Here is a 21,119-nt window from a genome sequence, read left to right on the forward strand (position 1 = left end):
CTCGGCATCTTACCTGCCACTTCATGGTGAAGTGCGAGGATATTTCAGCGTCAGCGGGAGCGGATGTCAAGGCTAAAATACATACATGCATATACAAGTTGGAAAGACTCAATTTTCACGCTTTTCCGGATCGATCCGGTCGAGGAAATCTGTCGCCCGATCAGCTCCGGCAACGGGTTCGCTGCCGACCATGACCGCGACTGAAAAGGCAATAAGGGAGGAGACCGGCGTGTGGCTGCGCGCGCCGGCCCGCAGGTTCATAACCAGCGTCGGCGACAGGAAAAGACCGGCCCGCAGCACCGCGCGCCAATCGGCCGGCAGCATGCCGCGCCGTTTGAGCTCCAGCAGCAATGGCCGCCACAGCGCGGTCGCCTTGACCTCCAGCAGGTCGCGGCGGACGGGGCTCAGGTCCCAGTCCGTGTCGACATGGAGCAGATTTCCGTCCAGCCGCGCCTGGGCGCGAAAAGCCTCTGTCGCGGTCGCTGGATCATAGAGCCAGAACGGGTGGGCGAAGATGTTGTGGAACGTCGCCTTCACCTCCGCCAGCAGCGTCGGGATATGCGAGCCGGCAAAGGCGGGATCGAAGAAGGACAGTTCCGCCCTCCCCGCCTTAGCCGTGTACCAGACATTGGCGTTGTGGGCGTCGCCATGCGCGACCACGCCGCCGGCATCGGCGAGCCGGTCGGGCCGCAAGCGCACCGCGGCCGCATCGAAAAGCTCACCGACGCTGTGGGTGTACTGCTGGCCGTTGATGACGAATTTCAGCCGGGAAAACCGATCCCAATCCAGCTCGACGCCGGGAAAGACGAACGGCTTGCCGACATAGAAATCGGCCAGCCGGCCGCCTGGTGACAAGCGTGTCTCGGCATCGATCAGCCGCTCATGAAACAGCCTGTGGATCGGCTCCGCCGCCACGTCCTCGCCAGTGACGGGATGCAGCGTCTCGAGATAGACCTTGAGCAGCCTGGCCGACAGGTCGCGCTCGGCAAGAACGGCTTCTTGCCGCTTGCCGGCATCGTCCTGCGCATCCAGCGCGAACAGCACATCCGAAAATCTCGGATCCGTGCGGCGGCGGTAGACAAGGATCTGCTCGCCGGGCTGCGCCGACATGTGTATGGGTTGGTCGACCGGCAGGCCGGCGCGCGACAGAATCTCGGCGCGGTAATACTCGCCCGTCATCGCCTCCTCCCGCTCCTCCTGATGGAACTTGAAGAAGTAGGCCTTGCCGTCGTCTTCGAAGAAGCCGTTCAGGGAATTGAGGCTGTATTTGTCGAAGTTGATGCGCACATTGCGGGGACTCATCGCAAACAGGTCGCCCAGCAATGCCGCCAGCGCGCTTTGTGCTTCGGCAACATCATGCTGCGCGAGTGCCCGGATCTGCGCCGTGCGACTCGGTGTCTGCGTCATCTGTTGTCCTTCTTGGCCCGTCCATTCGAGAGCGAAAGCGTTCTCGTCAGCACATGTATATACATTGACAACGAAACCGCTCCGACTTGCATTCGTCCTGCTTCCGTTAGCTGCTTTTTGAAGGGGAATAGCGGCTGCCGAGCGAGTAGCGGCTGCCGGCATAAGTCAGCTTGCTGATGGTGGCCACCACCGCGCCTGTCCATGTCCGGCGGTGCAGGAAAAGGCAGCAGGCGCCGACATCGATGCCCAGATGCCGCGCCGTCTCGGCGTCGGCCGGGATCGCCGAGATGATATGCTCGACTTCGGTCACCGGGGTTTTCTGCATGAGATAGTCGTAGGTCGCCGTCTTCGAAAAATCCTGCTTGTCGTAATCGGGAATGAGGCTCGGATTGACGAAGCGCTCTTCCAGCTGCACCGGCAGATCATTCTCGAAATTGACGACGACGGAATGATAGATCGAGACGCGCTTTGGAAACTCGAACGACAGCGCCAGCTCCTTTGTCGGCATGATGGTTTCGAGGACGAGGACTTCGGAACGATGCCTGTTGCCGCGCTCGACGATCTCGGCTGCGATGTTGTTGATCTCGATCAGCGTCGATTGCGGCCGCGGCGGCGCGATGAAGGTTCCCACACCTTGCAGGCGGATCAGGAACCCAGCCGAGGTCAACTCTCTGAGCGCCCGGTGAACCGTCATCCGCGACACGCCAAGCGACGCCACCAACTCGTTCTCGGACGGCAGCTTGCGATCCTTGCCCCACCGGCCCGTTCCGATGTTCGCCAGGATGTAGTCCTTCACCTTCTCGTAAAGAGGGCTGGCCGTGTCGGGCAAAGTGATCATTTCAAAAGTCCTTTCCGGCGATTCATCGGAAATCACGACTGCTCGACAGGTTGCCGCATGCGGATGATTGTTTTCAAGCCGTCGCTGTGTCCCGCCAACAGCCGCTCATAGGCAGCCGGAATGTCATCCAGGCCGATCTCCTGGTCGATCAGCGCCAACAGCGGTTCGCTGAGTTCACCTAGCATCCGCACCGCCTCGGGCAGCTCATCGGCAAAGGCGTGGCATCCCAGCAAGCCGATTTCGCGTTCGACCAGCGTATTGGGATCAATGTCGAGGCGGCCATGGAAGATGCCCACCATGGCGATGGTGCCGCCGGAATCGACAACGCCAAGCAACTGGTTGAGCGCCGCGACGCTGCCGGTCGCCTCAATGGCCGCGAGCAGCGGGGCATTGGCGGTTGCGGCGGCAACGGCATCCCGGTTCAGATCGACGATCCTGGCACCCGTCACCTGCGACACGCGGGCGCTGCGAGCTTGGTTGCGGTCGGCGACGAGCACGGTGCCGGCGAAGGTTCGCGACAGCAATAGCGCGGCAAGACCGCCGATCGGCCCGCAGCCGACGACCAGCACCGAGCCGGCCGTTTTCGGCAGGCGCCGCACCGCGTGCAGCGCCACCGCCAGCGGCTCGGCCATCGCCGCGACCCGCTCGTCGAGCCCGGCATCAATGATATGCAAGAGCCGTGCGGGCAGCACCGCCTGTTCGGCAAACCCGCCGTCGCAGACCTCTCCGACGAAGCCCAGTGACGCGCAGAGATGCCGCCTGCCGCCATGACATTGCGCGCAGTCTCCGCACCAGAACCGGGAATCAGCGACCACCCTGTCACCGATGGCGAAGGCGTCCACGCCCGCGCCGATGGCAGTCACCGTGCCGGTCAGCTCATGGCCGGCCGTCGAAGGCGACCGGCTTATCCACTGTCCCGTGCGGAAATTGTGCAGGTCCGAACCGCAAATGCCGGCGGCGTCGACTTTGAACTTCACCCAGCCCGCATCCGGCACGCCCGGCGTGGCGATGTCCTCGATGCGCAAGTCACCAGGTCCATACAGTCGTGCGGCCTTCATCACGATCGCTTCCGCTCAACCGGCGAGATAGCGGTCGCGGATTTCCGAGACCGCGTTCTCATGCGAGCTGAAGCCCTCGTAGCGGGCGAGCCTGCGGGCGTGCAGAGCGAGTTCCGGATAGGCCACCGAGGTGACATAGCCGACCGACGAGCGCTTGACGAAATCCGTTACCGAAAGCGGCCCGTAGGTCCGCGCCCAACGGCTGGTCGGCAGCACAGCATTGGGACCGAGAACGAAGTTGGCCAGCGTCACCGGCGTGTGCGGGCCCATCAGAATTTCGGCCGCCTCGGTGATGCGCCCGAGATGCGCGAACGGCTCCTTCGACAGGATCTCGAGATGTTCGGGCGCATAGTCGTTGATGAAGCGGTAGCTGTCTTCCAGCGACGCGGTCAGCACGATGCCGCCGCGCTTGCCGGTCAGCACCGCGCGCGAAAACTCGACACGCTGCTCGGTCATCCGCGACCAATGCTCGGGAAGTGCAGCAAGCGCTGCTTCTGCAACCTTGCGGCTGTGCGTCACCAGATAGGCCGAGGAATCCGGCCCGTGCTCGGCTTCGATCAACAGGTCGAGCGCGGCAAGGCCGCCGTCAACGCTGTCATCGGCAAAGATGATCGCTTCCGACGGGCCGGCCGGAAGGCCTGTGTTGATGACCGACGACAGCACGCTCTTGGCCGCGACCACCCACGGGCTGCCGGGGCCGACGATCTTGAGCGCGGGCTTCACCGTCTCGGTGCCGTAAGCGACGGCGGCAACTGCCTGGGCGCCGCCGCATTTGTAGACCGTGCCCACGCCGGCGAGACGCGCGGCGACGAGCGTTGCCGCATCCACCGAACCATCCGATGTCGGCGGCGTCACGATGGCGATCTGCGGCACGCCGGCAATCACCGCCGGCACCGACGTCATCATCGTCACCGATGGAAAGGCGCCCTTGCCGCGCGGCACGTAGAGCGCAACGGATGCGATCGGCGTGTACCTGTCGCCGGCATAGGCGCCCGGCCGGACTTCCTTGAGCCACATCGTCTCCGGCTTCTGCTCCTCATGGAAATGCCTGATATTGTCGATGCCGAACCGGATGCTCTGGACGACATCCTTTTCCACCTTGTCGAACGCCGCGTCGAACTCGGCTTCCGACACCTGCAGTTCGCCCTCGGCGACATTGGCCTTGTCGAGTTCCCTGGCGAAGCGGATCAAGGCGGCATCGCCTTCGTCCTTGACGGCCTGGATGATCGGCCGGACCTTCTCGACGAAGACCGTCAGATCGGCCTCGGCGCGCTTCAGCAGACTGGCGCGCTGGTCGGCATCGATGGATGACAAATCGTGGAAGCTGATGTCGGACATAACTGCTCGTCTCCTGGAACTCTTGGAACGCAATGACGGTTGGCCCGTGGATGGCCATAGTTCTGCGGGTCGACAGGCCGACCGGGGCAAGGATCAAAGCCGTCGAGAGGCTTCCCCGGACAAAAGTATATACATGTATGTATGATAGTCGCCAGCAATTTTTCCATCATCCTTCCCGTCGAAACCACGGAGACAAACCTGCCTCGTCAGATCGAGGCGAGAAAGCCGCCATCGACCGGAATGGACTGGCCGGTTATGTAGGCAGCCGCATCCGAAGCGAGGAACACGGCGATGCCATGCAGGTCGTGGAGGTCGCCGAAACGACGCTGCGGGATCTTGGCCAGCATGGAGTGCTGCCATGCCTCGTTGCTGTAGAAAACGTCGGTCATCGCCGTCCTGAAATATCCCGGCGCGATGGCGTTGACCCTTATGCCAAGCTCCGCCCACTCCGCCGCAAGGGCGCGGGTCATGCCGAGCAGGCCCGACTTCGACGAGCCGTATGGCACCGCGGTGGGAATTCCGACTTCGGATGTCAGCGAGCACAGATTGATGATGGCACCAGGACGGCCGGCATCGCGCATCTGCCGCGCGGCGGCCTGGGCGCAGAAGAACGCTCCCTTGAGATTCGTGTCGACGATCCTGTCCCACAGCGCCTCGTCGACATCGAGCGAGGGCCGCACCTCCTCCATCCCGGCATTGTTTACGAGAATGTCGAGACCGCCAAGCAGGCCGGCAGCCTCGTTGGTGGCTGCGCGGCAGCGGCCGACATCGGTGACGTCGAGAGCGATGGCGTGCGCCACTCCGCCGGCGGCGCGGATGGCTGCCGTTGTGTCCTGTAATGACGCCAGGCTGCGCGCCGAGACCGCGACGTCGGCGCCGGCGGCACTCAGCGCTTCGGCGATGCTGCGCCCGATGCCTCGGCTTGCGCCGGTGACAAGCGCCTTCCTGCCGGAGAGATCGAAGAGAGAAGCGTTGCGCATGTGATCCTCCTGGTCGGTGTTGGCCTCGGCGCCGGTATCAATGCTATCAGATCGCAGGTTACATATACAAGCATATACAAATCATTTCAGCTGCGGTACGGATGACGAAATCCACCGCAGAGGAGCCCGCCCGTGTCGAAAGCCTCGGACATGGTCCGCACCGAAGTCAACCGTTTGTCGCCCTACAATTCCGGGCTCACCATTGACGAGGTCATGGAGCGATACGCACCGGCCAGGACCGCCAAACTGGGCTCCAACGAAAACCCGCTCGGGCCCAGCCCGACGCTAGCCACGACGATGCATGCCGGCTCCGAGATGTTCCGCCTCTATCCCGACCCCGCCGGGCGCAAGCTGCGCCAGGCGATCGGCGACAAATATGCCGTCGCCGAGGGCCAGATCATCCTCGGCAACGGTTCCGAAGACCTTCTCTCCGTCATCAGCCGTGCCGTGTTGCGGCCGGGCGACGCGGTCGTCACGCTCTATCCGTCGTTCCCGCTACATGAGGACTACGCAACGCTGATGGGGGCGACCGTCAAACGCGTTGTCGTCAACGACGATCTCACCATCAATGTCGATGCGCTGGTCGAGGCGGTGCGCGAACGGCCGCGCATGCTGCTGTTTTCGAACCCGATGAACCCGGTCGGCAGCTGGCTCTCCGGCGGCGATCTGTCGAGGGTTCTGGATGCGGTCGGCGACGAGACGCTGATCGTCATCGACGAAGCCTATGCCGAATATGCCAAGGGCGACGATTATGCATCGTCCCTGCCCTATCTCGAAAAGCTGGGCCGGCCCTGGATCGTGCTGCGGACCTTTTCCAAGGCGTTCGGTCTGGCCGGATTGCGGATCGGCTTCGGCATCGTCGGTGACCCGGAGCTGCGCGCGCTGCTCGATCGCGTCCGCACGCCTTTCAACGCCAACGCGATGGCCCAGGCGGCCGCACTCGCGGCACTGGCCGACGACGAACACCTTGCCAGGGTCGTCGCGCTGGCCAATGCAGAGAGAAAACGCGTCGAGACTTTCCTGGCGAGCAAGGGCCTCGATGTCGCTGCCTCCAGGGGCAACTTCCTGTTCTTCAACTGCCGGCAAGATGCTTCCGCCTTCGTCGAAGGCCTGCTGCGTCACGGCGTCATCGTCAAGCCGTGGAAGCAGCAGGGTTTTGACACCTATGTGCGAGTCAGCATCGGCTCGACAGCGGAGAACGACCATTTCATGGCCGTTCTGTCGGAGCTGTTGTGAATACACGCTTTGGTCGGGATTCGGACGGGCAAGTTGACCCGCGCCTTGCGGCTGCGATGTGCCAGTTCGGACACGATGACACTCTGCGGTGCAGTTCGTTGAACGAAGGCAATAGATTTTTTGGGCTTCAAGCCGACAGCAGGCCTTAACTTTCGCGGCGTGGGTTTTTACATCTCGGGGGTCTGCAAACGATCGACGCTGAGGAGGCTCCCTTGCAGCAACCAGATGACATCGCCGCCCGCCGATTGGGCATTCTCATCGAGCAATATGTGGAAGCGCGCAAAAAGCGCTACGACTATGTGTCGACCGAGCAGGCCTATCGGGCCATCCGGCAGGTCCTCAAACCCGCCATTCCCGATCGCGAACTCGACGACATGGTCGCCTCGCTTGCCGTGAAGAAGGGCCTGGCGGTCGTTTTCGACCGCCAAACCAAATCGTCTGCCGATCATGTTCCTCGGGGCACAAGGCCCTAGATCAACGCAGGTCTGCAGGCGTCGAGCGCCACATCGATACGGGGCCAAACGGCCCCGTATCGATATGCATCGCCGGAGGAACGAGCGATACACCCGCGCCGTAGGCCTGTGTGCCGCGAGCCGACGGGCGTGGCGGCTTCAGGCGGCAGTGCTGACCTTGCCCGGCTCAAGGATCGACTTGACCTTGTCGGCGACGGCGCGTCCCAGATCGGCGTTGTTTCCGGCAGTAAAATGGATGCCGTCAACACCATCCGTGGTGAGGTAATCGCCGGCATTGAGGAAATCGATCTTCATGAAATCCGCCATCGCCTTGTACTGCCTGGCCAGATCCCTGGATTTTTCGTGCCCGCCACCAAACATGCCCTCGAACCACGGATCGGGCATCGGGGTCAGCGGCGGCGGCGCAATGACCAGCGCCTTGGGAGCCGGATAAGGGGTGCCGATGCCGCCGGCACTGGTCAGGATCTGCCCGACCAGTTTCGCCATTCCATTGGCGATCTCATAAGGCGTCCGGCGGAAATAAGACTTGGTGTCGTTGGTGCCGAGCATGACGATGACCAGGTCGAGCGGCAGATGGCTGGCGATGGCCGAGGGCAGATAGTTCGCCCCGTTCAGGCGCGGATCGTTGGGGTCGTCGAGACAGGTCGTGCGCGCGCTCAGGCCTTCTTCGATGATGTGGTAGCCCGCCCCCAGCGCCGCCGCCATCACACCGGTCCAGCGCTGATCATAAGGGTAGCGGTAGGTCGGCGACCCTTCCTTGACCGGAACCCAGCCCCAGGTCAGCGAGTCGCCGTAGCACATGATGTTTTTTGGCGGTGACATCCATGTTTCTCCATCTGTTTGCAATTGTCTGAACGCCGGCGCACTTGCTCTTCGCCGTTTCAAATCAGGGGTTTCGCACGCGCACTCCGTAGAAGATCGCCGCGCCGAGGATGATGACGCCCTGCGCGATGAGCTTGCCGGGCTCGTCGATGCCGAGCACCGTCATCACCACGAACAGCAGCGCAAAACACAGCGCCCCGAAGAAAGGCCCCCAGACGCCGCCGTCGCCACGACCGAAGACGACGCCGCCGAGGATCGTTGCCGCGACCGCCAGGATCGGCAGGTCGAGGCCGATACGGACGCTGCCGACGGCGATGGAACCGGTCTGCACCAGGGCGGCGATCGCCGCTATCAGGCCGGCGAGCGTATGCGCCAGGATGATCGTGCGCTGGACCGGCACGCCAGAAAAATGCGCGGCTTCGGCATTCTCCCCGACCGAAGCGACGTAGCGGCCAAAGATGGTCCGCGACAGAAGCAGCCACACCGAAGCGGTCAGCAGGACCCAGAACAGCACCGGCGTCGGAACCGACAGGAATTTCGTGTTGTATAGGTCGTTGAACAGCTTCGGCACATCGCCGGGCGGATTGCCGCTCGACAGGAACTGCACCAGCCCGACCAGGATGATGCTGACCGCCAGCGTGACGATGACCGCCGACACCCGCCGGTTGCCGATCATGAAGCCGTTGAACAGGCCGATGACGAGGCCGGTGGCGAGCGCCAGCACGACGAAGAAAGGCATCGACGCGCCGGGGAAAGTGCCCGACGAGATGAAATAGTTGATGAGCAGGATGATGCCGCCGCCAGAGAGGTCGATCGACTTCACCCGCATGACGACGAGCTGCCCCAGCACCAGGATGCCGAGCGGCACGATCTGCCTGACGAAGATGCCCATGATGTTGAGGTTGAGCATGTTCGGCCGCGCGATCCACAGCGTCGCCAGCAGCACGATGAAGACAAAATAGGACGGCGGGATGCGCAGCAGACGCCGGGCGATCGGATTTGCGAGAACGGCGGCCATCGCTCAGAGCCCCATTTTCTTGCGGGATTGCAACCCGACCACCGCCAGCAGGATGCCGCCCTTGATCGCTGTCTGAACAAAGGGCGAGACGTTGGCGAGGTTCATGCCGTTAGCCAGCAGCGCCATGACCAGCGCGCCGATCACTGTGCCGTGCAGGCTGCCGATGCCGCCGGAGAGCTGGGTGCCTCCGAGCGCCACGGCGGTGACGGTATCGAGTTCGAAAAGCAGACCGACATTCGGATCGCCCGACACGATGCGCCCGGCCAGGAAGACACCGGCAGCGGCCGCGAAACAGGAGCAGACCACATAGGCGAGGATAATGTTGCGGCGGTCGGAGACGCCGAAATTGCGGGCAGCGCTTTCGGCGCCGGACGCGATGCCGCCGCCGATCGCAAACAGATGCAGCCCGTACCGAGATCCGTAGAGCAGTTTCCACGCTGCCAGGATCACGATGATGCCCCAGAAAACCGGATAGGGAATGCCGAGGAAACTGCCCGAGACGGCATCGATGACGATCTCCGGCACGGTGCCGCCGGAGACGGGCCGCAGGATGCGCGTGATGCCGAGCACGATGTACTGCGTCGACAGCGTCGCGATGATCGGATGGACGTTGAAGCGGGTGATCGCCAGGCCGTTGATCAGCCCGATGAGTGCCGCCAGCAGAAAGACCGCCGGGATCAGCACGATCGCCGGCTGGTCGAGCGCCAGCACCGCCGTGGTGAAGCTGATGACCGAACCGACCGACAGGTCGAGCCCGCCGATGAGCACGACGACGAGCTGTCCGATCGCCGCGATGATCAGCGGCATCGCCTGGGCCACCAGGTTGAAAAGGTTTTCGGCCGTCGCGAACTGCGTCGTCTCGACGGTCAGCCACAGCGAAATGAGCAAGGCGACCAGAAGCGGCAGGCCCCACAGGCCTTGCCGGGTGTTCCGGCCACTCAGGATGTTGAAAAGCGAACGATGCATGGAGGCCCCTAATGCTGGCGCGTGGAACCGCCCATCAGGGCCGCGTCGAGGATCTTGTGTTCTGTCGCCTGCGCTGCCGGCATTTCGGCAACGATGGTATCGTCGTGGACGACGTAGATGCGATCGCAGAGCCCGATCAACTCGATCGTCTCACGCGACAGCACCAGCACGGCGCCGCCCTTGGCGGTAAAGTCGCGCAGCAGGTGGTAGATCTCGGACTTGGCGCCGATGTCGACGCCGCGGGTCGGCTCCTCGACCAGCAGAAGATCGAGATCGGCGGCCAGGTAGCGGCCGAGCAGGACCTTTTGCTGGTTGCCGCCCGACAGCGAACCGACCGCAGCCGATGGCCCCGCCGCCTTTATGTTCATGACCTTCATCATGCGGGCGATGATGTTTCGATACGGCCGCGCCGGCGCGAGTTCGGATCGCCTCGAATGCAATCCGATAGCGATGTTGTGGGCGATCGGCAAAGCAAGGAAGAGCCCCTCTTCCTTGCGGTCCTCTGGAACGAAGCCGACCCTCAGCTGCTGCAAATGGCGAACGCCTGATGATGCCGGGAGCGGCATTTTCAGCGCTTTGCCGTTGACGGAAATCGTCCCGGCGGAGGGATGATAGCGGCCGATCAGCGATCTCAGGAAGCGCTGCTGGCCCTGTCCCTCCAGGCCGGCCAGGGCGACGATCTCGCCCTTGTGCAATGTCAGCGACAGCGGCCGCGATGTCTCGGTGATCCTCAGGTTCTCGACGCGCAGGATCTCGTCGCCTTTGTTATCAGTACGATCGGGAAAAAGGTCCTGGAGTTCGCGTCCGACCATCATGGCGATGAGTTCGTCGGTGGTGATCTCGGACACCATTCTTGTGCCGACCAATGCGCCGTCCTTCAGCACCGTCACCGTGTCGCACAGCTCGAATATCTCCTCCATGCGATGCGAGATGTAGACGATGGCTTTTCCCTTATCGCGCAGCCGGCGGATGTTGCGGTTGAGCACATCGACATCGGCCGCGTTGAGCGCCGCCGTCGGTTCATCGAGGATGAGCACGCCGGCGTCGGCCTGGATGCAATGCGCGATCTCGACGAATTGCCGCTCGGCTATGGTCAGGTTGGAAACGAGTTGCGACGGGTCGAGCGTGAGGCCGAGTTCGCCAAGCGCCCTGGCGGTCTGGCTTTTCATCGCGGGATAGTCGATCGAGCCGAACCGTGTCGTCGGCTCCCGGCCCAGAAACATGTTCTCGGCGATCGACAGATTGGGCAGCAGCGAATGCTCCTGGAAAACGGTCGAAATGCCGGCATCGAGTGCGGCTCGCGGCGACTTCAAATCGAGCTTCTCGCCGTTCATGAAGATCTCGCCGGAATCGGGCTGATGCACGCCCGCCAGGATCTTCATCAACGTCGATTTGCCGGCGCCGTTCTCGCCCATCAGGGCGTGGACGCTGCCCGCCTTGAGATCGAGGGAAACGGAATGGAGCGCCCTGCTCCCTCCGAACGCCTTCGAAATGTGGGACATCTCGATAAGATTGGTCACGAAACCCTCGAACGAACCGGATTCGACAGATGGAATGGCCTGCGGGGAATGCTTGTCCACTCCCCGCCAGCCACGGCGCCGTCACTTCTTGCCGTAATATTCCTTGAGCTTGTCTTCTGGCAGTTCGCTCGGCCACCAGACATTGGCGGTGAGGTCGTCGCGATAGTATTTTTTGGCCTTGTCCTGGTCCCATCCGTCGGGATTATAGACATAGCGTTTGTAGAGCTGATTGCCTTCCAGAAGGGCAACGGCGGCGCGCACGCCGGCCGCACCTTGGGCGGGGCTGTATTCCGGCGAGATCGACTTGAACCCGTCCGTGATCCACTGGCCGAAATAGCCATTGTTGCCCTCGCCCGAAATCGGCGGAACGGGCGTGCCGAACTGCTTGAAGACATCGACGCAGGCGCGCGTCATGTCAGCGCCGGACGACCAGATGCCGTCAACCTGTGGGTTGTTCAGATAAAGCGTCTCGCACAGCTTCTTGGCCTTGTCGTACTGCCAGTCACCATGCTCCTCGGCGATGATCTGCACGTGGGTGCCTTTAAGTGATTCCAGTAAGCCGTTGTAGCGGTTGGTGTCTTCCGGATGGCCGGCCAGGCCACGCAGGACCCAGATCTTGCCGTTGTCGCCGACGGTCTTGACCAGCCAGTCGCCCATCACCTTGCCGAAATGCTCGGCGCCGCCCTGGATTTCGGTGGTGTAGGCGTCGGAATCGATGCGGCCGGTGTGAAGGATGACCGGGATGCCGGCGGCGACCGCCTTGGCGATGCTGGCATTGGCCGATGTGCTGGTCACCGGCTGAACGATGATCGCGTCGACATGCTGCGCGATCAGGTCCTCGATGTCGGCCACCTGCTTTTTCTGGTCGAAGCCGGCATCGAGCAGGATGAATTTCGAGATGCGCTTGTCCTTGGCCGCGGCGTTCTCCGCCTCATGCGCCACCTGTACTGTCCAGGTGTTGGCGTTGACGCCGAAGTCGCTCATGCCGATGACCCAGGGCGGGTCCTTCTTGAACGCACCGGCCGCGGTCATGCGCGTGTCGTCGGGGCGCGGCGCCACGCCGTCCATCAGCTTGATGTCTTCCGCATGCGCCAGCGACGTCACGGCAAGCGTGGACGCAACGAGCATCCCCAGGCCGACGGTTTTCAGCAATCCTAACATTAAACTCTCCTCCTTGTGGTTGCCCCGGCCTACGAATTCGTATGGCCGGCCGTACGAATGCGTACGGCCATGAGACGCTCTCCCAATGCATGCTCGTTGTCGCAAACCGACCGATGCACGCAATTCTCCCGCCCCCGAACACATGCGTGCCGAAGCCCAATTCCTGCTGGACGATGATGACGGTCGAGAACTCCTCCGGGCACTTTAGAAGCACAGCGGATTCGCCCTGTCAATAGTTAGTCATGTTGAATGACTATTCCCTTGCTTGCCTTTCATCGCTCCTCTATCCATCATGATTGGCGCTCGCCGGCTTCGGCGCGCTGTCAGTCCCGGCGGGAAAAACATGCGATCAGTCTTGTGCTACGGCGACTCCAACACGCACGGGCAGATCCCCGGCAGGGGGCCGCTCGAGCGCTATGGGCCGGGTGAACGCTGGCCGGGGATATTGCGTTCTCAGCTAGGCCCCGACTGGTATGTCATCGAGGAAGGATTGAGCGGCCGCACCACCGTCCACGACGACCCGATCGAGGGCGCCCACAAAAACGGCAGAACCTATCTTCGCCCCTGCCTGCAGAGCCATGCGACGCTCGACCTCGTCATCATCATGCTCGGCACTAACGATTTGAAGATCCGCTTCAACAAGCCGCCGTCGGAAGTGGCGATGGGGATCGGCTGCCTCGTCTACGACATCAAGGAGCTGGCGCCTGGGCCAGGCGGCTCGACGCCCGAGATCATGATCGTGGCGCCGCCGCCGATGCAGGACGACGTCAAGGAATGGAAGTCCATCTTCGCCGGTGCGCCGGAGAAATCGCGCCTGCTCGCGCTCGAGTTCGAGGTTCTGGCGGACTCGCTCGAACTCCACTTTTTCGATGCCGGCTCGGTGGTCTCGTGCAGCGAAGCGGACGGCTTTCACATCGATGCCGAGGCGCACAGATTGCTGGGCACCGCACTTGCCCGCGCGGTCGATGCCATCGGCTGGAGCCGCTCGACATGAGCAACCATACCGCCGCGAGGCAGCGCGCTCTTACCGACGGGGCGACCCTTGCCTGACATGAGGTTCGCACCACCCAATCCATTGCGCATCGCCGATCGTGCGAGCGGGCTGAATGCGTTGAGCGTGCGCAGCTACAATGAGCGGCTGGTGCTGTCGCTGCTGCTTCAGAACGAGGGCATTTCGCGGATGGAAATCGGCGAAAAGACCGGCCTGTCGGCGCAGACGGCCTCGGTCATCGTCCGTTCGCTCGAGCAGGAAGGCCTGGTCTCGCAGGGCGAAGCGCAGCGCGGCCGCGTCGGGCCGCCCACCATCCCGCTTTCACTCAATCCGGAGGGCGCCTATGCGGTTGGCGTCGGCTTCAGCCGCCGCAGGATCGACATCGCACTCATCGATTTCATCGGCACCGTGCGCTTCCACACGCAATTGCCGGCGGATGAAGCCAATCCCTTTCCGCAAAGCAGCGATCTGTTCGGCGCGATCAGGCAAGCCATGACCAGCCTGCCGGTCGAGGCGCGCAGCCGGGTTGCCGGCATCGGCCTGGCCGTTCCCGACGATGTCGACACGATGGCTGCAACCCGCAACGGATCGAGCACCTCGCTGAAAGCCTTGCAGGGGGAGATCGAGGAACAGATCAAGCTGCCGGTTTTCGTGCAGAACGACATCACCGCGGCGGCCGGCGGCGAGAGCATGTTCGGCGTCGCCAAGCCGCTCAACGACTATTTGTTCTTCTATCTGGGAGCACGGCTGCAGAGCAGGCTCATCCTCAACCACCAGATCTACAAGGGAAACTCCAGCGCCAGCTTCGATCATGGCCTTGTGCGCCTGGAGAGCGAACTGACCAAGCGCCGGCGCCCGTCCGAAATCATCTGGAGCAGCAGCCCCGAGTGGCCTGACCTTGGCGAGGCCTACAGCGAATGGCTAGGGGAATGCTCCAACCGCCTGAAAGCCTCTATTTCCGCACTGACCCAGTTTGTCGAATTCAGGACGGTCGTCCTGTCCAGCTACGCGCCGCAGAAGATCGCCAAGGCCTTGTGCGCCGACATCGGCCGGGAATTCCCCGGCATCGAAGCGCTGCCCGCGCGGGTCAGCATCAGCCCGAAGGCCGTCGGCGCGGCAAGCCTGCCATTCAGTTCGCGCTTCATGATCCAGTGATCGAGCCGAACCGGCGTTGCCGGTCGGCCGATTACGGGCTCTCTGCAGGTCCATCGATGATTTTCAAATGACAAGGCGATTCCGCTTGCCAGGACGCCTCACTTAATAGCATGTTAAGTGAACCCTGAGATCGCCATGAAAATCGCTGCGGATCACGCACTCAACGACAATGCCGCAACCAGCGCCGAAGCGCGCCGCTCGACGGTATTGGGCGATCGCATCAAGGCCTATCGCACCACGCGGCGCCTGACGCTGCGCCAGCTCGGCGACATGATCGGCACCACCGCCAGTTTCCTGAGCCAACTCGAGCGCGGCCTTTCGGGAGCCAACACCAGCACGCTGATGCTGATCGCCAACGCGCTCGGCATCAGCCTCGCCGATCTTTTCGACGAACGCGAGGTGTCGCCGCACGCGGTGCTGACACGGGCCGAACGGCCGGCGCTGCCGACCAGCGAAGGCTACCGCAAGACGCTGCTGTCGCGCCGGCCGATCCGCGAGATGGAAGTCTATTGCGGCGAGTTCGCCGTCGGCGGCTCCACCGGCGACGTGCCCTACACGCATGGCAACGCGAACGAGATGTTCCTCGTGCTTCGCGGACGCGTGCAACTGACGCTCGGCGACGAGAGCTTCACCCTCGAAGAGGGCGACAGCATCGAATATTCGACCTCGACGCCGCACCGGACGATCAATGTCGGCGATGCGGTGGCCGAAGTGCTGTGGATCATTGCGCCGCCGACAAGCGGCGCCGTCGACCTCGACCAATATGTAGCCCGGAAAACGCTCGCGCCCGGTCTGCCAAAATCAAACAGCGAGCCATCGGAGGGTTAGAAAATGGGAAGCAGATCAAGATTGGCCGGGTTTTTCGGCGCCGCCGCACTGGCCTTGCTTGCGGCCGCCGCTCACGCGCAGAACGCGCCGCCGGCCGGGACCGTGGTGGACGGGTCGCTGAAGGGCAAGACGCTGACCTTCGTCTCCTATGGCGGCATCTACCAGGACGGCCAGGTTGCCGCGCTTAAGGAATTCGTCGACAAGAGCGGCGTCAAGCTTTTGAACGACGGACCGACCGAAATCGCCAAGCTTCAGGCGCAGGTCGAATCAGGCAATGTGACCTGGGATGTCGTCGACACGGATGATTTTCCGCCCTTCGTGCATTGCGGAAAACTGTTCCAGAAACTCGATCTGACCAAGCTCGACATCTCGCACATCCCGCCCGGACAGGTCGGCGAGTGCAGCGTGCCGGCGATGAATTACGGCATGGTCCTGATGTACAAGAACGACACCTACAAGGACAATCCGCCAAAGGACTGGAAGGATTTCTTCGACACCGCGAAATTCCCCGGCACCCGCGCCATCGACGGCAGCGGCAGCCCGCTCGGCGGCCTGATCGAACAGGCCATCCTGGCCGACGGCGGCAAGGTCGACGCCATGACGCCTGCCGATATCGACAAGGGCATCGCCAAGATCAAGGCGATCGGCCCCGACACCATCTTCTGGAAGACCGGCGCAGAATCCCAGCAGCTTGCCGAATCCGGCGAGGCCGACATGATCATCATGTGGACCGGCCGCGCCATGACGGCGGTCAAGAATGGCGCTGCCTATACGCCGGTGTGGAAGGACTGGCTGGTCGTCATGGATCAGCTGACCATCCCGGTCGGCGCCAAGGACCCCGATGCCTCCTACGCGCTGATCAACGCCTATCTCGGCAAGAAGTCGCAGGAGATTCTGACCGAGCAGACCTCCTACTCGCCGATCAACAACGAGGCACAGCCAAAGGTCGACGCGTCCGTCGCCGCCTTCCTGACCAACACGCCGGACCACGCCAAGCTCGGCTATCAGCAGAACATCAAGTTCTGGGTCGCCAACTTCGCCGCTGCGTCCGACAAGTGGACGGCGCTGATGGCCGGCAACTGAGCCGGCTACCACTGAGGTGACGGCGTGAGCCAGACATCGCATACGCTGACGGCCGGGGGTGATTATCCCCGGCCGTCAGGTGCCGTGCAGGGGCCGCAGCGGCGCCTGCGCCTTGCCGCCTATCCGTCGCTGCTGGCGATGCCGGCCCTGCTCCTGCTTATCGCGGCTATGGGCTATCCCTTGCTGACCGTCACGCTGCGCAGTTTTTCGGACCCGGCCTGGGGCCTGCAGAACTACGTCTGGTTCTTCTCCACGCCGGTGAACGTCACCGTCCTGTGGCGCACCTTTTCCATCGCCGCCTGGGTCACCATCGTCTGCGTCATCGCCGCCTATCCCTACGCCTATCTCATGACGGCGGTCGGGCCGCGCCTGCGGCTGGTCCTCATCCTGTGCGTGCTCGTACCGTTCTGGGTCAGCGGCGTGGTGCGTACCCTGGCCTGGGTCATCCTGCTGCAGGATTCCGGCATCATCAATTCGGTCATCAGGCTGCTCGGCTTCGACGGCGTGAAGCTGATCCGCACGCAGACCGGAGTCGTCATCGGCATGGCGCAGGTGTTGCTGCCGTTCATGATCCTGCCGCTCTATTCTGTCATGCGCGGCATCGATTTGCGCCTCGTGCAGGCGGCGCGCAGCCTCGGCGCGCGGCCCGCACGTGCCTTCCTGCAGATCTATCTGCCGCTGTCGCTGCCAGGCGTCTTCGCCGGCGCCATCATCGTCTTCATCCTGTCGCTCGGCTTCTACATCACCCCTGCCCTGCTCGGCGGCCCGCGCAGCACCATGCTGTCGACGCTGGTGCAGAGCCAGGTGCTCAGCCTGCTCAACTGGGGACGCGGCGGCGCCATGGGGGTCGTCCTGCTGGTCGCGACCTTCGTGCTTCTGGCGCTCGCCGCACCGCTGATGCGCCAGCGCCACAAGCAGGCGGCCAGATCATGAGGCTGGCCCCCTTCCGCATCCTGCTCGGCCTGTTCTGCCTGCTGGTCGCCGTGTGGCTGGTCATGCCGACGCTGGTCATCATCCCGATGTCGTTCAACGAGAAGAAGTCGTTGGCCTTCCCACCCTCCGGTTTCTCCTGGCAGTGGTACGCGAATTTCTTCACCAATCCCGATTGGCTGTCGAGCTTCTTCAATTCGCTGAGGGTCGCGGGCCTCGTCGCCGTTGCCGCCACGCTGATCGGCACGCTGGCGTCGCTTGGCCTCAGCCGCATGAAACATTCCGGCGCCGGCCTGCTGCGCGCTATCCTGATCACGCCGATGATCGTGCCCGGCGTGGTGCTGGCGATCGGCATCTATGCTGTTTACCTCGACTGCCAGCTTGTCGGCACCACCACCGGCTTCGTCATCGCGCACACGATGCTGGCGATCCCCTTCGTCATCATCGCCGTATCGGCAAGCCTCGAAGTCTTCGACGTGCGGCTGGAAACGGCGGCGGCCAGCCTCGGCGCCAACCGCTTCACCACATTCCGCACCGTGACCTTGCCGCTGATCGCGCCCGGTATCCTGTCCGGGCTTTTGTTTGCCTTCGTCACCTCCTTCGATGAAATCATCGTCGCGCTGTTCATCACCAGTCCCTACCTCAAGACCTTGCCGGTGCAGATCTTCACCAGCATCACCCGCGACGCCGACCCGACGGTGACGGCCGTCGGAACCATCATCTTCATTGCCACGACGCTGATCATCAGCGCCGGGCTGATCATCAGCTCGAAATCGACGAGGAGTTGAGATGACTGCGAGGGAACGTGGCGCGGCCATCGACATCAAGGGCGCAACCAAGCGTTACGGCAATTTCACCGCGCTCGATGATGTCAGCCTGCATATCGAGCCGGGCGAGTTCATGACGCTGCTGGGGCCCAGCGGCTCCGGCAAGACGACCACGCTCAACGTCGTTGCGGGCTTCACCGACCTCACCGCAGGCGATCTTGCCGTCGGCGGCAAGAGCATCGTCGCCCTGCCGGCGCACAAGCGCAACATCGGCGTCGTCTTCCAGCACTACGCGCTGTTTCCGCACATGACGGTCGGCAAGAACGTCGCCTATCCCCTCACCTTGCGCGGCATGGACAAGCAGGCGCGCGACCGTCTCGTCGTACGAGCACTGGACATGGTCAAGATGGCCGATTTCGCGCATCGCTATCCCTCCGAACTTTCCGGCGGCCAGCAGCAGCGCGTGGCGCTGGCGCGCGCCATCGTGTTCGATCCGCCGCTGCTGTTGATGGACGAACCGCTCGGCGCGCTCGACAAGAAACTGCGCGAATGGCTGCAGCTGGAGATCAAGCGGATCCACCGCGAACTCGGCACCACCTTCGTCTATGTGACGCACGACCAGGAAGAAGCGCTGGTGCTCTCCGACCGCATCGCTGTGTTCAATCAGGGCCGCATCGAACAGGTCGGAACCGGCCGCCAGCTCTACGACGAGCCGACGACCTTGTTCGTGGCGAAGTTCATCGGCGAATCGACCAGTTTGCGCGGCGAGGCCCAGGCGTCCGGAGACCAGACCAGCCTGACGATCGCCGGCCAGAAGATCGTGGCCTACGGCAAGCTCGCCGGCGGCCGCAAACCGGTGGTCCTGCTGCGGCCGGAGAAGCTGTCGCTTGCCGGCACCAACACGCCTCCCGCCGCCGGGCAGAACAGCCTCACTGGTGAGGTCAGCGAAGCGATCTATCTGGGGTCGGGTTCGAAATACCAGGTGACGCTTCGCGACGGCTCGGTCGCCATCGTGCGCTCGTCGCTGGAAGCCACACCGTTCTCGATTGGTGACACGGTCGATCTGCGCTGGTCCGTCGTCGATGCAAAACTTCTTGCCGACGACGACCGCGCCGACATGACGATGACCTGACCGCTTTTCCCCGCAGGATTTTTAGACATGGACGCCAAAGTCAACGGCAACGTCTCGTTCTGGTATGCCGACATCGGTCTGCCGGCCTACCGCGCGCCGCTTTCAGGTGATCTCGAAGCCGATGTCTGCATCGTCGGCGCCGGCTACACCGGCTTGTGGACGGCTTATTATCTGAAGAAGGCCGATCCTTCGATCCGCATCGCCATCGTCGAGAGGGAGTTCGCCGGCTTCGGCGCGTCGGGCCGAAATGGCGGCTGGCTGTCCGGCGGCTTCAGTTGGTCGCGCGAAAAATATCTGCAGACCTCGACGCGCGGCGCCGTCATCGACATGGAAACGGCCATGCATGGCACGGTCGACGAAGTGATCGCGGTGACCGAGACCGAAGGCATCGATGCCGACATCCGCCGGGTCGACAATCTGACGGTCGCCACCAACCCGCCGCAGCTCGAACGGATCAAGGCCGCCTATGCCGATGCGATCGGCTGGAGCGTGCCGAGCGAGCGTGTCAGCCTGATCGGTCAGGAAGAGGCCAGAGCCCGCATCAACATCAGAAATGTGCTTGGCGGCTATATCCACCACGGCACCGCGCGCGTGCAGCCGGCCAAGCTGGTGCGCGGCCTGTCCGAAGCCGTCGAACGCATTGGCGTGCCGATCTACGAGCAGACCACCGTGACCGGCATCGAGAAGGGCAAGGTCACGACGAGCCGCGGCACCGTGCGCGCGCCAATCATCATCCGTGCCACGGAAGGGTTCACGGCCGGCATACCAGGCAATGAGCGGCTCTGGCTGCCGCTCAACAGCGCGCAGATCATCACCGAGCCGCTGCCGCAATCGCTATGGGACGAGATCGGCTGGGAGGGCCATGAGCTTCTCGGCGACGCCGCGCACGCCTATTGCTATGCACAGCGCACCAGGGAAGGCCGCATCACCATGGGCGGACGCGGCGTGCCCTACCGCTACGGCTCGCAGACCGACGTGCGCGGCCAGACGCAGCAGGCGACGATCGAAAGCCTGCACGCGATCCTCATCCGCCTTCTGCCACAGACAGCCAAGCTTCGCATCGACCACGCCTGGTGCGGCGTGCTGGGCGTGCCCCGCGACTGGTGCACGACGGCCGGTCTCGACCCTGAGACCGGCATCGGCTGGGCCGGCGGCTATGTCGGGCTCGGCGTATCCAGTTCCAACCTGTCGGGCCGCACGCTGCGCGATCTCATCCTGCGGCGCGACACTGAGCTGACCCGCCTGCCCTGGGTCAACCGCCAGGTCAGCAAGTGGGAGCCCGAGCCGATGCGCTGGCTCGGTGTCCACTCGATGTATCAGCTCTACCGCGTCGCCGACGAACGCGAGGAGGCCGGCCTCCAGCACACGTCGAAACTCGCCGCAATCGCCGATCGCATCACAGGACATTAAGAGACT

At 63.2% G+C, this 21,119-nt stretch carries 20 protein-coding genes; 10 read left to right on the top strand and 10 right to left on the bottom strand.

The genetic code is table 11. The annotated features are described in order from the left end of the window. Positions 1 to 108 precede the first annotated feature (108 nt). The 5 genes from NP945_RS25515 to NP945_RS25535 all read right to left on the bottom strand — a co-directional run bounded on the left by NP945_RS25515 (position 109) and on the right by NP945_RS25535 (position 5,621). The gene (locus tag NP945_RS25515) at positions 109 to 1,407 is read right to left on the bottom strand and encodes a hypothetical protein (protein WP_256747886.1); all 1,299 of its coding nucleotides are present in this window, start codon (positions 1,405 to 1,407) and stop codon (positions 109 to 111) included. Positions 1,408 to 1,513: 106 nt separating this feature from the next. Beyond that, positions 1,514 to 2,245, bottom strand: coding sequence for a histidine utilization repressor (gene hutC / locus NP945_RS25520; protein WP_013530484.1), 732 nt, complete (start codon positions 2,243 to 2,245; stop codon positions 1,514 to 1,516). 32 nt (positions 2,246 to 2,277) lie between these two features. Further along, positions 2,278 to 3,303 (bottom strand): zinc-binding dehydrogenase, encoded by a 1,026-nt coding sequence (locus tag NP945_RS25525; RefSeq protein ID WP_256747989.1) that lies wholly within the window; start codon positions 3,301 to 3,303, stop codon positions 2,278 to 2,280. Between the two features lie 15 nt (positions 3,304 to 3,318). Then, positions 3,319 to 4,641, bottom strand: coding sequence for a histidinol dehydrogenase (gene hisD, locus NP945_RS25530; protein WP_127326496.1), 1,323 nt, complete (start codon positions 4,639 to 4,641; stop codon positions 3,319 to 3,321). 206 nt (positions 4,642 to 4,847) lie between these two features. Next, positions 4,848 to 5,621, bottom strand: a complete 774-nt coding sequence (locus tag NP945_RS25535) for an SDR family NAD(P)-dependent oxidoreductase (protein ID WP_128309466.1) — start codon at positions 5,619 to 5,621, stop codon at positions 4,848 to 4,850. A gap of 132 nt (positions 5,622 to 5,753) precedes the next feature. Here NP945_RS25535 and NP945_RS25540 point away from each other — a divergent pair, with 132 nt between their 5' ends. Next, positions 5,754 to 6,857: a histidinol-phosphate transaminase gene (locus NP945_RS25540; RefSeq protein ID WP_256747887.1), complete on the top strand. Its 1,104-nt coding sequence runs from the start codon at positions 5,754 to 5,756 to the stop codon at positions 6,855 to 6,857. A 212-nt stretch (positions 6,858 to 7,069) separates the two neighbouring features. Beyond that, a complete protein-coding gene (locus tag NP945_RS25545) occupies positions 7,070 to 7,330 on the top strand; it encodes a hypothetical protein (RefSeq protein ID WP_127272455.1) in 261 nt (86 codons plus the stop codon). A 138-nt stretch (positions 7,331 to 7,468) separates the two neighbouring features. Here NP945_RS25545 and NP945_RS25550 read toward each other — a convergent pair whose 3' ends face one another. The 5 genes from NP945_RS25550 to NP945_RS25570 all read right to left on the bottom strand — a co-directional run bounded on the left by NP945_RS25550 (position 7,469) and on the right by NP945_RS25570 (position 12,817). Further along, positions 7,469 to 8,152 carry an SGNH/GDSL hydrolase family protein gene (locus tag NP945_RS25550; protein ID WP_127271777.1) on the bottom strand — a complete coding sequence of 228 codons (684 nt, stop codon included), beginning with the start codon at positions 8,150 to 8,152 and terminating at the stop codon, positions 7,469 to 7,471. Between the two features lie 64 nt (positions 8,153 to 8,216). Further along, positions 8,217 to 9,170, bottom strand: a complete 954-nt coding sequence (locus tag NP945_RS25555) for an ABC transporter permease (protein WP_256747888.1) — start codon at positions 9,168 to 9,170, stop codon at positions 8,217 to 8,219. A 3-nt stretch (positions 9,171 to 9,173) separates the two neighbouring features. After that, positions 9,174 to 10,136, bottom strand: a complete 963-nt coding sequence (locus NP945_RS25560) for an ABC transporter permease (protein ID WP_256747889.1) — start codon at positions 10,134 to 10,136, stop codon at positions 9,174 to 9,176. Positions 10,137 to 10,144: 8 nt separating this feature from the next. Continuing rightward, complete coding sequence (locus NP945_RS25565; RefSeq protein WP_256747990.1) at positions 10,145 to 11,656, bottom strand: sugar ABC transporter ATP-binding protein; 1,512 nt, start codon at positions 11,654 to 11,656, stop codon at positions 10,145 to 10,147. Between the two features lie 81 nt (positions 11,657 to 11,737). Further along, entirely contained in the window at positions 11,738 to 12,817 is a 1,080-nt protein-coding gene (locus tag NP945_RS25570) for a substrate-binding domain-containing protein (protein ID WP_127271056.1), read from the bottom strand. Positions 12,818 to 13,160: 343 nt separating this feature from the next. Here NP945_RS25570 and NP945_RS25575 point away from each other — a divergent pair, with 343 nt between their 5' ends. From NP945_RS25575 to NP945_RS25610, 8 genes are all read left to right on the top strand, one after another. Beyond that, a complete protein-coding gene (locus tag NP945_RS25575) occupies positions 13,161 to 13,811 on the top strand; it encodes an SGNH/GDSL hydrolase family protein (protein WP_023809404.1) in 651 nt (216 codons plus the stop codon). A gap of 57 nt (positions 13,812 to 13,868) precedes the next feature. Then, the gene (locus NP945_RS25580; RefSeq protein WP_127326628.1) at positions 13,869 to 14,963 is read left to right on the top strand and encodes an ROK family transcriptional regulator; all 1,095 of its coding nucleotides are present in this window, start codon (positions 13,869 to 13,871) and stop codon (positions 14,961 to 14,963) included. 135 nt (positions 14,964 to 15,098) lie between these two features. Then, positions 15,099 to 15,791 carry a helix-turn-helix domain-containing protein gene (locus NP945_RS25585; RefSeq protein WP_127319887.1) on the top strand — a complete coding sequence of 231 codons (693 nt, stop codon included), beginning with the start codon at positions 15,099 to 15,101 and terminating at the stop codon, positions 15,789 to 15,791. Positions 15,792 to 15,794: 3 nt separating this feature from the next. Next, on the top strand, positions 15,795 to 16,874 hold the full coding sequence (locus tag NP945_RS25590; RefSeq protein ID WP_127319889.1) for an extracellular solute-binding protein: 1,080 nt from the start codon (positions 15,795 to 15,797) through the stop codon (positions 16,872 to 16,874). A 24-nt stretch (positions 16,875 to 16,898) separates the two neighbouring features. Beyond that, a complete protein-coding gene (locus tag NP945_RS25595; protein WP_256747890.1) occupies positions 16,899 to 17,807 on the top strand; it encodes an ABC transporter permease in 909 nt (302 codons plus the stop codon). Continuing rightward, positions 17,804 to 18,592, top strand: coding sequence for an ABC transporter permease (locus NP945_RS25600; protein WP_256747891.1), 789 nt, complete (start codon positions 17,804 to 17,806; stop codon positions 18,590 to 18,592). The genes NP945_RS25595 and NP945_RS25600 overlap by 4 nt, the downstream gene beginning before the upstream one ends. A gap of 1 nt (position 18,593) precedes the next feature. Beyond that, a complete protein-coding gene (locus tag NP945_RS25605) occupies positions 18,594 to 19,703 on the top strand; it encodes an ABC transporter ATP-binding protein (RefSeq protein WP_127267128.1) in 1,110 nt (369 codons plus the stop codon). A gap of 27 nt (positions 19,704 to 19,730) precedes the next feature. After that, positions 19,731 to 21,113 (top strand): FAD-binding oxidoreductase, encoded by a 1,383-nt coding sequence (locus NP945_RS25610; RefSeq protein ID WP_256747892.1) that lies wholly within the window; start codon positions 19,731 to 19,733, stop codon positions 21,111 to 21,113. Positions 21,114 to 21,119 lie beyond the last annotated feature (6 nt).

Origin of the sequence: Mesorhizobium sp. LMG17149, from assembly GCF_024518695.1 — a bacterium.
Taxonomy (GTDB): Bacteria; Pseudomonadota; Alphaproteobacteria; order Rhizobiales; family Rhizobiaceae; genus Mesorhizobium.